Here is a 6485-nt window from a genome sequence, read left to right on the forward strand (position 1 = left end):
TACTAATTGCCCGTGAGACTTAACCATACAACACCGAAGGGGTTTTGTGGCTCATTAAGAACAATTTGATTGTGTAGAGAACAAAGAAAACAGCTTTCCGAATTAAAGAATTTGCTTGGCGACCATAGCGTTTTGGACCCACCTGACTCCATGCCGAACTCAGTCGTGAAACGAAACAGCGCCGATGGTAGTGTGGGGTCTCCCCATGTGAGAGTAGGACATCGCCAGGCTTTATTTGTTTATCTTGGTTTTTGTTTGCATCTTTTGATGCCTGCGATACTCACATACTGATGTATGCTGCGTTTCTCAGCTCAAAATCTGCTGCACACTCCCCAAGATAATCTAAATAAAGCGGTTGATTGTAAGACTTTATTTAGAGCGATATACCAGTGGAGCGGTAGTTCAGTTGGTTAGAATACCGGCCTGTCACGCCGGGGGTCGCGGGTTCGAGTCCCGTCCGCTCCGCCACTAATTTTATATCTTCGCTTTTAGCGATTACAGGGGTGTAGCTCCAATTGGCAGAGCAGCGGATTCCAAATCCGCGTGTTGGGGGTTCGAATCCCTCCACCCCTGCCATTACAAATTGCATAATTATGCAAAACGAATCCCACTCAATTGAGTGGGATTTTTGTATCTTGAGTAGAAATTAATTGACACAGATCTGTGTGATGGGTAGTTTTTAATGCCACAGGATTAGAACCCCTGTTTTTTAACTCAACTCATGACACGATTGCTTTTTGATATAGGCTTTGTGTTGATAGCTTCGTCATATCTGAATTATGGTGAGCTGGGTAAGGGCGCTTTATGCGCACCGCTCCCCGAGTTGAGGCGGTAGGTTCTAGCCTTGCTCAGTTCACCACCCTTAAAATTAGAGCCTTTACGGGTGGTGTTTGGTTAATATCTACGGGGAGATGCCTATACATGCCAGAAACAAGCCCTAAAAGACTCGATTTAGCCCATACAGCACGCTTACATCTGATTGATTTGATTGCTTACGCTAAGCAAGATGATTTACATGAAGTGAGAGAAGTGTTGGTTTATCTCAATAATCTGATCACATTTGATGAGCAGGAAAATCCACAGAGATAGAATCTATTAAAAGCTCTCAAAACTGGGAGCTTTTTATATTAAAAATAAGAGTGAGCAACGGATAAAATAAAATAAGTTGCAACAGGAACTCCACCAAGCAACATGTACATGCCAAACCAATACCACAATTTTTTATAGAAAGTATATATAGAACCGAGTACCCACATTAATGGAGTACCTATAAAAAATAATAAAAACCAAATTAGTTCAGGGATGAAATCAACATTAATATTCATGTTGAAAAACGAAATACACCATATGTATATGAACCAAAAAAGAGGGAATGAAATTAATATGTTTATTATAACTTTTCTCATAGTTTAAAGCCTATCTTTGTTATAAACGGTTGGTAACCATATCCTATATAATGTTGTAATAAGTACCATGAACGAAATCCCTCTAGCCATTCAAAAGGCATTTCTCCTGAGCTAATTTTATGGTCTATATCTTTAGAATTTAATCCGAAATGGTCTTGTATATCATACTTGAAAACCCCTCTAACTTGATTTCCTTTATATTCCATTTTTTCCGCATATACTTTCATTGCCCATATACCATGAACAGTTAAAACTGTTCCTTTGATAACATCTAGAGATTTTGTTTGAAATTGAGGAAGAGGAGCCCCTTTACCAGAAGTTTTCATATAACTACTAGATATATTTAAAATATCTCGTGATAGTTCTCCATTTTTAATATTTTCCCCTAGGCATTCTTTTAATGATTTATGGAAGGTTGTTGTTGTTTCATGTTTTTTCATTGCATCATCTAATAATGGATGCATATAATAGCCACCTTCATTACGCTCAAATTTATCTACCATTTTAGAAAATAGGTTTTTAGTTTCTCCTAACATAGAAAAGCTGATCGCTCCTTTACCGAGGTTTCTCATTCTCTTAAAATGTTCCTTAGCAGGTAAAGTAAATTGATCTTCTACAACAATATCATAGCCTCTTGACGGTGAATATCTAGTTTTGTCTTTAAATGGTAGGAAAACCCCATAAGATTCAATAGTTTTTCTTTGTTGTTCACCATATTTCATATCGTTAGGGCATGGCGCATCAGGAACTTTCGGGTTATAGAAGGTATCCATTTTATTTTCTGTTTCATAGATTAATCGAGGAAATGAGCCAGAAACGGGAAGCCAGTCTTTTTGTTTACTACTTTTTGTATTTTTTTCTATTCTTTCTAACGTATCATTGTGCGCTTGTGATCTTTGTTGTAGAAGTTCTAGCTTTCTTTTTTCTCTTTCTTTAATAGCTTTATGGTCGATAGCGCCATAACGAGAGCCATTTACTCCATAAGGTTGAGGGCCTTTACTTGACATTCTAATTTACTCAACTAATACGAATATAATTAAATTTAGACCGTTATATTAAGATGAAGAGATCAGAAGAAGAAGGAAGTAAAATTTGAATTCCTTTTTATGAGATATTCAATCAAAAAAATATTAATTTAAATGATGTTTTTGTCATATAAATCTCTTCAATATAAAACGACTGAAGAGATTTATATTGATTATTTATTTTGTTCTAACTGAGTAATACGAACATCCAATTTTTCCATCATGAGCCGGAGCCACTTCACATCTGTTTTTAGTGTAACACCGACGCCTATTCCGCTGGATAATGCACTGACAGCCGCAATGATCAAAGTCTGATATTCTCCCATTACTTAAATTCATCCCTCAGTGTTTCCCAGATACCAATGAATACAGGGGCAGCGGTACCAATTAAACCACCATAGTGAACCCCGTCCGGTGTGATACTGGCGGTTAACAGTTCAGGATGACCAACAGCCAGTGCAACCCCTGCACCAATTAGCGCGAATCCCTTTTTTGTTGAGGCTTGGTTGATATCAATGCCTAGTTTATCTTTGAAAAAGTCACTCATAGTAATTTACTCTTCTTTAAGTATTTGATGGTATACGCTGCCAGAATCGCACCGGCAACCGACAGGGCGATCCGCTTCATGTCTTGCTTTGTCATGCCATTGCAACCCCTTGTTGTGCCATGCTCAGGCCGTAGTAATTGCCGACCTCTTTACGGCTCATTGCATAAAGCAGGTGGGCGAGTTGGTCGTTATCATTGACATCAATTGTCTGATTCGGAGCAATCCCCGTCCATTGGCTGATTTGCTGCACATAGAGTGCGGTGTCATTTTCATTGTCTGGCGCGAACCGATAAATCATTTGACTGAGTGTTTTATATCCTTGGCGGCTGTAACTTCTGAGTATCCGTGCGCCAGCTCGAAAGCCATAGACCGGATGTTTGAATTCCTCGAATTCTTTATCACGGTTGAGTGCCGATTTCCCTTCCCAGTCATTCGAAGAGTCTCGAATGTTGAGCGGGTTATTGTTACGAACGCCACGCGGCAAAGTTGCCCGATAAAGCATATAGGTGAGTCCTCCTGCTCCGATAAAAATTAAAACTGCTTTCAGTGTCATGGTTATGGCCTTATGCCAGTGGGATTTCTGCATCAAACCGCAGCCCGGTAACACTCGGATCTGCCCCTCTGGCCGTCGCTCTTCCGGTGATATAAACCCGTTTTCCGCTTGACCACGTACCGATATTCGGGGCTGGGTTGAAGTCCTTATAACTGTTATATCCAGCGGTTGGCTTGGTGCGCATCTGTACCGGCAGGGTGATTTCAATATATGCCCAGCGCATGCCGCCAACTTCAGTCAGCGTCGCGTTGACTTTGCTGCCGACATCGTAATAACGTTCCCAGCACCGAAAACGGTTGAGTGCTCTGTCTGGCTCCTGATAGGGAAGCGGTCGCTCTCCCTCATTGAGAACAACTTTTCGGGCATCACTCGGGACATCAATCCGCCAGTGCCCCGATGAGGGGCTGGTCAGTTGTACTGTTGTGACGTTCTCACCGGACAGCGTGTAAATGGTATCCGGTTTGTATTGTCCACTTTCAACCATCTGAGCAATTCCGTTTTCCGTTTTACACCAGCAATCATAACCATACTGACCCGTTTCAAGCGTTGACCACTGGCCGTTGAAATTCCGTTGTTTTTCCTGAAAATTTGGATTGATCAGAATGTTTTTGACACAAAGGAGCTGACTGAAACTTGCCAGATCTGCAATCATGCTTTCCAGCGCTGCATCTTTTGCGGTTAGAGCCTGTGTTTTTTCTGCTAGGGTCTGGTCTGAATTTTTCAGGCTCAGAATATCCATGACAAGCTGCTTATCTTTGTCCGACAGCGTGGTGAGCTTTTCACTCAGACCGATAATGTCATCAATACCGTTTTGAGGTTGATTGAATACAGGATTAATAATATTCATGATTTCACTCCGGTAACGGTCAGGCGTGCATGGGTGGCACTGGCGTTATAGGCGTACAGCTCCCCTGAAAAATCCAATGAGACAGAGCCGACTGCATTGCTGCTTCCCATCACCATCAGGCCGCGATTGCTGGACACATTGAAGTCACCAATACGTAATGTTGTGACTTCATCACTGATGACCTGAATTGTCAGTTGACGATACCCGCCCGTGGTCAGTCTGGCTTTTTCGCCAGCGGCAATTTCAATATCTGGCTGAGTGGTCATAGCCGATGGGGAAATCAGTTCTACTTTTTGCCCGTCAGTGACCGTGACCTTTGCATTAAATTTCAACGGCTCAATGATCCGCTGAACAACCAGCCCCGACGTGGAGGCCGGTTTGTGCTCTAAGTCTGAAATCTGATAGTCAAAATTCACGGTGTCGGGTGAATGATGCGTCAGAAACATATTTTCAAACTCAGTGACCTGAATCCGGTCACCGGATTCAAGCCGCTGCGGTTTCAGACCGTCGGCAGAAATAAAAACCGGTGCCGTCGTTGACCGGACAATCAAATATTTTCCCCGTCCCCCGACAGAGATCGGGGTTTCAGTATTGGGTTGTAAAATCATCATTTTCCCCTTAGTGCAATCACACCCAGAACGCCACCGACCGCACAGGCCGCGATTGCAAACTGAGTCAGGTAACTACTGTTATCCAGTCCGGTTTGCTCGCGCTGTTTGGCGGCATCTGCAACGGCAAGGGCGGTGCGTGTGTTTTCACTGGCCTGATTTGCAACTGTCTTGATTGCATCAATGGCGCTTTTATTGGCTGACAGGGACTTTTCACCAAATGAAAGCGCTTCTTTCAGCGAGTCTTTGCCGAAAGATAAAGCCTCTTTGGTGGTGTCTGCACTGGTCTCAAGGGCTTGTTTGGCGGTCTCTTTTGCTGCATTGACCGCCCCTTGATCGGTGACGGTAATATTACCGACACTGCCTTGAATACCACTCAGAAGCACCCCGAGATTATCGCCCTGTACCGCATTGGTGCCGCTGACGGTAGTTGTATTGGTTGTGTTACTGCTGCTTGTCTTTCCTCCGCCACCCATTAACAGACACCTCCGAATTGCAGACACAAGATCGATTCATCACCATGAGTTTCAGTGATAACAAAACCAAATTGTTTTAAGATCCGTGTCATGCCCTGACGCACCGTGTGATATTTCACGCATTGATACCCCTGAGAGCGAACCGCATCAATGATGACGGGTGCTGCTTGTTTGAGTCCCTTGCCGGTCAGCGCCAGAATCAGATATTCGTTATGCTCGGTCACATAACCGACGAAGCGCACCGCAACCCCTTTACCTTTTAACTGGTAAAAACTGGCGCGTTTACAGGCGACCGAATCACAGCAAAACGCATACTCATATTTGGCATCCGGAACACGATTGAAAGCCGGACGAAGCAACGCCAATTGTGCTTTGATGTCAGCCCGATTCGGGCGGATAAGCGTCAATTTCATTTCTTCACCACCACAAACGTAATCACAGCAATCACAAGGATAAGCGGCAGGTTTTGCATTAAACGCTGTCCTGCACTGCCGCTAAAATTAATCGCTCCGTTGGTGATACCCCCGATTCTATTTCTGGCGGTTGCTGTTGCATCACCGGCAGCACCACCGCCCGCATTAATCGGCATGGTGCCGGAGTTTGTCAGTCCGCCTGTGAGAGTTGGGATCATTTCATCTCCTTAACCAGCCGGTAAGCGAGATAACACCCGCCCCCAATCGCTGACAGTTTGACTAATTTCCCCACACCGGAGCCAGCCCAGAAGCCGCCCCCGAACCCTAACGCCCCTGTCGCAAGGGGGATCAGATAAATCAATGGTAATGGCATTGATACCCCCTATTTTTTAGCCGCCATGACCACAATCCCAATCAGGAGTAAGGCACCCAGACCGCCCCCGATATACAGGAGGGTTTTGTCATTGCCTTGTGGTGCCGGTGTGACTTTGTTGCCGTTATCATCGGCCTGATGGGTTGCCTGTGGTTGCGTGTTGGCGTTGACCGAACTGTTATCACTGGTTGCGGCTCCGACAAGGTTGTCGAAGCCTTCCCCGACACTATCGAGCAA

Annotated in this window: 12 protein-coding genes, 2 tRNA genes and 1 rRNA gene; 4 read left to right on the forward strand and 11 right to left on the reverse strand. The window is 44.1% G+C overall.

From position 1 onward, the window contains the following. The first annotated feature begins 114 nt into the window (after window positions 1–114). From rrf to VR7878_RS21165, 4 genes are all read left to right on the forward strand, one after another. Window positions 115–230: ribosomal RNA gene (gene rrf / locus VR7878_RS20050) — 5S ribosomal RNA — on the forward strand. A 161-nt stretch (window positions 231–391) separates the two neighbouring features. Next, a tRNA-Asp gene (locus tag VR7878_RS20055) sits at window positions 392–468 on the forward strand. A gap of 31 nt (window positions 469–499) precedes the next feature. After that, window positions 500–576 (forward strand) — tRNA-Trp (locus tag VR7878_RS20060). 345 nt (window positions 577–921) lie between these two features. Continuing rightward, window positions 922–1089, forward strand: coding sequence for a hypothetical protein (locus VR7878_RS21165; protein WP_159440514.1), 168 nt, complete (start codon window positions 922–924; stop codon window positions 1087–1089). A gap of 313 nt (window positions 1090–1402) precedes the next feature. Here VR7878_RS21165 and VR7878_RS20070 read toward each other — a convergent pair whose 3' ends face one another. From VR7878_RS20070 to VR7878_RS20110, 11 genes are all read right to left on the reverse strand, one after another. Further along, entirely contained in the window at window positions 1403–2413 is a 1011-nt protein-coding gene (locus VR7878_RS20070; RefSeq protein WP_077337744.1) for a DUF3289 family protein, read from the reverse strand. Between the two features lie 191 nt (window positions 2414–2604). After that, window positions 2605–2757: a hypothetical protein gene (locus VR7878_RS21265; protein ID WP_162841947.1), complete on the reverse strand. Its 153-nt coding sequence runs from the start codon at window positions 2755–2757 to the stop codon at window positions 2605–2607. Then, complete coding sequence (locus VR7878_RS20075) at window positions 2757–2978, reverse strand: hypothetical protein (protein WP_059120043.1); 222 nt, start codon at window positions 2976–2978, stop codon at window positions 2757–2759. The genes VR7878_RS21265 and VR7878_RS20075 overlap by 1 nt, the downstream gene beginning before the upstream one ends. 91 nt (window positions 2979–3069) lie before the next feature. Further along, window positions 3070–3480 carry a hypothetical protein gene (locus tag VR7878_RS20080; RefSeq protein WP_059122615.1) on the reverse strand — a complete coding sequence of 137 codons (411 nt, stop codon included), beginning with the start codon at window positions 3478–3480 and terminating at the stop codon, window positions 3070–3072. 61 nt (window positions 3481–3541) lie between these two features. Continuing rightward, window positions 3542–4378, reverse strand: coding sequence for a hypothetical protein (locus VR7878_RS20085; protein ID WP_077337745.1), 837 nt, complete (start codon window positions 4376–4378; stop codon window positions 3542–3544). Then, window positions 4375–4989, reverse strand: a complete 615-nt coding sequence (locus tag VR7878_RS20090; protein ID WP_157371838.1) for a hypothetical protein — start codon at window positions 4987–4989, stop codon at window positions 4375–4377. Before VR7878_RS20090 ends, VR7878_RS20085 begins: the two co-directional genes overlap by 4 nt. After that, complete coding sequence (locus tag VR7878_RS20095; protein WP_077337746.1) at window positions 4986–5462, reverse strand: hypothetical protein; 477 nt, start codon at window positions 5460–5462, stop codon at window positions 4986–4988. The genes VR7878_RS20090 and VR7878_RS20095 overlap by 4 nt, the downstream gene beginning before the upstream one ends. Then, a complete protein-coding gene (locus VR7878_RS20100; protein ID WP_077337747.1) occupies window positions 5462–5875 on the reverse strand; it encodes a hypothetical protein in 414 nt (137 codons plus the stop codon). The genes VR7878_RS20095 and VR7878_RS20100 overlap by 1 nt, the downstream gene beginning before the upstream one ends. Further along, window positions 5872–6093, reverse strand: a complete 222-nt coding sequence (locus tag VR7878_RS20105) for a hypothetical protein (protein ID WP_077337748.1) — start codon at window positions 6091–6093, stop codon at window positions 5872–5874. Before VR7878_RS20105 ends, VR7878_RS20100 begins: the two co-directional genes overlap by 4 nt. Next, a complete protein-coding gene (locus tag VR7878_RS21270) occupies window positions 6090–6248 on the reverse strand; it encodes a hypothetical protein (RefSeq protein WP_162841948.1) in 159 nt (52 codons plus the stop codon). The genes VR7878_RS20105 and VR7878_RS21270 overlap by 4 nt, the downstream gene beginning before the upstream one ends. A gap of 9 nt (window positions 6249–6257) precedes the next feature. Further along, window positions 6258–6485, reverse strand: a 228-nt coding sequence (locus tag VR7878_RS20110) for a hypothetical protein (RefSeq protein WP_077337749.1), incomplete at its 5' end; no start/stop codon positions are given.

Origin of the sequence: Vibrio ruber DSM 16370 (assembly GCF_900163965.1) — a bacterium.
Classification (GTDB): domain Bacteria; phylum Pseudomonadota; class Gammaproteobacteria; order Enterobacterales; family Vibrionaceae; genus Vibrio; species Vibrio ruber.

Excerpts from the sequence above, each read along its gene's own strand:
- VR7878_RS20075 (WP_059120043.1), bottom strand. The coding sequence starts at position 2,978 with ATGAGTGACTTTTTCAAAGATAAACTAGGCATTGATATCAACCAAGCC.
- VR7878_RS20080 (WP_059122615.1), bottom strand. The coding sequence starts at position 3,480 with ATGCTTTATCGGGCAACTTTGCCGCGTGGCGTTCGTAACAATAACCCG.
- VR7878_RS20070 (WP_077337744.1), bottom strand. The coding sequence starts at position 2,413 with ATGTCAAGTAAAGGCCCTCAACCTTATGGAGTAAATGGCTCTCGTTAT.
- VR7878_RS21165 (WP_159440514.1), top strand. The coding sequence starts at position 922 with ATGCCAGAAACAAGCCCTAAAAGACTCGATTTAGCCCATACAGCACGC.
- VR7878_RS20090 (WP_157371838.1), bottom strand. The coding sequence starts at position 4,989 with ATGATGATTTTACAACCCAATACTGAAACCCCGATCTCTGTCGGGGGA.
- VR7878_RS20100 (WP_077337747.1), bottom strand. The coding sequence starts at position 5,875 with ATGAAATTGACGCTTATCCGCCCGAATCGGGCTGACATCAAAGCACAA.
- VR7878_RS21265 (WP_162841947.1), bottom strand. The coding sequence starts at position 2,757 with ATGGGAGAATATCAGACTTTGATCATTGCGGCTGTCAGTGCATTATCC.
- VR7878_RS20085 (WP_077337745.1), bottom strand. The coding sequence starts at position 4,378 with ATGAATATTATTAATCCTGTATTCAATCAACCTCAAAACGGTATTGAT.
- VR7878_RS21270 (WP_162841948.1), bottom strand. The coding sequence starts at position 6,248 with ATGCCATTACCATTGATTTATCTGATCCCCCTTGCGACAGGGGCGTTA.
- VR7878_RS20105 (WP_077337748.1), bottom strand. The coding sequence starts at position 6,093 with ATGATCCCAACTCTCACAGGCGGACTGACAAACTCCGGCACCATGCCG.
- VR7878_RS20095 (WP_077337746.1), bottom strand. The coding sequence starts at position 5,462 with ATGGGTGGCGGAGGAAAGACAAGCAGCAGTAACACAACCAATACAACT.